The organism is Polaromonas sp. P3_C2 (assembly GCF_056402675.1).
The window spans coordinates 1-1,456 of sequence record NZ_JBFUGX010000876.1 but is presented as its reverse complement, the minus strand read 5'-3'; the positions used below and the strand labels follow the sequence as shown (position 1 = coordinate 1,456).

The following is a 1,456-nucleotide window of genomic DNA, read 5'->3' as shown; positions in this document are numbered from 1 at the left end:
GAGTTGTTTGAGAGACATGACCGGTCCAGGTTCGAGCTATACGCCTTCTCGTTTGGGCCCGACAAGAAAGACACGATGAGGGACAGGGTTTCGGCGATTTTTGACAAGTTTTTTGATGTACGCCTTCAATCCGACAAAGCCGTCGTACAACTTTCAAGAGATCTGGAGGTAGACATTGCCATCGATCTGAATGGCTACACGCTAGGAAGCCGGCCAGGAATTTTTAATCTCAGAGCTGCGCCTGTTCAGGTGAACTATCTCGCCTATCCGGGAACGATGAGCGCCGATTTCATGGACTATCTCATTGCAGACAAAACGGTCGTTCCAGAAGCCAGTCAACAGCAGTACACCGAAAAGATCGTCTACCTTCCCAATAGCTACCAACCAAACGACAGCAAGCGCTTAATTTCCGACAAGGTATTGAGCCGCAGAGAAGCTGGCTTGCCTGAGACAGGTTTTGTCTTCTGCTGCTTCAACAACAGTTTCAAAATTACACCCGAAGTTTTTGGTTGCTGGATGCGGATATTGAAGGCTGTGGAAGGAAGCGTCCTCTGGCTTCTTCAGGACAACCCAAAAGCAGCCATCAACTTGTCTGAAGAAGCATTGCGAAGAGGCATTGCCTCGGAGCGGCTGATTTTTGCGCAGCGGGTGCCCCCCGCCGACCACCTTGCAAGGCATCGCCTGGCCGACCTGTTTTTGGATACGCTGCCTTACAACGCGCACACAACGGCCAATGATGCACTGTTGACGGGGCTGCCCATATTGACGTGCATGGGTGAATCTTTCGCCAGCCGGGTGGCCGCAAGCCTGCTGAATACGGTTGACTTGACCGAGCTGGTTACCTCGAACGTGACGGACTATGAGGCCTCTGCGATTGAGTTGGCGACCGTCCCCCGGCGCCTGGCACAGATCAAGGAAAAGCTGGCTCGAAACAGGCTGGCAACACCGCTGTTTGATACGCCCTTGTTCGTCAGTCACATCGAGGCGGCTTACACGGCAATGTATGAGCGCTATCAAAGCGATCTGCCGCCTGCATGCATTTACGTTCAACAATAGTTCTGCAGCGGTCATTGCCGAACTGAAGGTATCCTGAAAATCAACGGCTGGTGCGATCCTGGGCTTTTTTCATTCATAGCCGCCGATGATTGCAACACAATGAGTACCTTGGTCGTACCGGGAAAGTCATCCCCCCGCATTGTTTGCGTGCCTGGGCCTTTTACATAAGAATCAAACCCAGCAACAGGGGGATTCGTATGGGGATAATTCCGCTTCGTCCTTTTCGACAACGGCTGTTTCCGGCCGTCCTGGCTATAGCGGCGATTGCCGTACCGCAGTGGGCTCAAGCGCAGGCCACACTGGAGAAAATCAAGAGCCGTGGGCAGATCAATGTCGGCTACCGCGCAAACTCCGCGCCTTTCTCGTTTCACCAGACTGCAGAAAAGCCGCTGGGTTATAG

Annotated in this window: 1 protein-coding gene and 1 pseudogene; both read left to right on the top strand. The window is 53.0% G+C overall.

The window, feature by feature from the left end:
- The coding region (locus AC1DWI_RS22965; RefSeq protein ID WP_477725886.1) for an O-linked N-acetylglucosamine transferase, SPINDLY family protein at nt 1-1,056 on the top strand (1,056 nt) is incomplete at its 5' end.
- Nucleotides 1,057-1,253: 197 nt separating this feature from the next.
- A pseudogene (locus AC1DWI_RS22960) lies at nt 1,254-1,456 on the top strand (hypothetical protein); the annotation flags it as partial.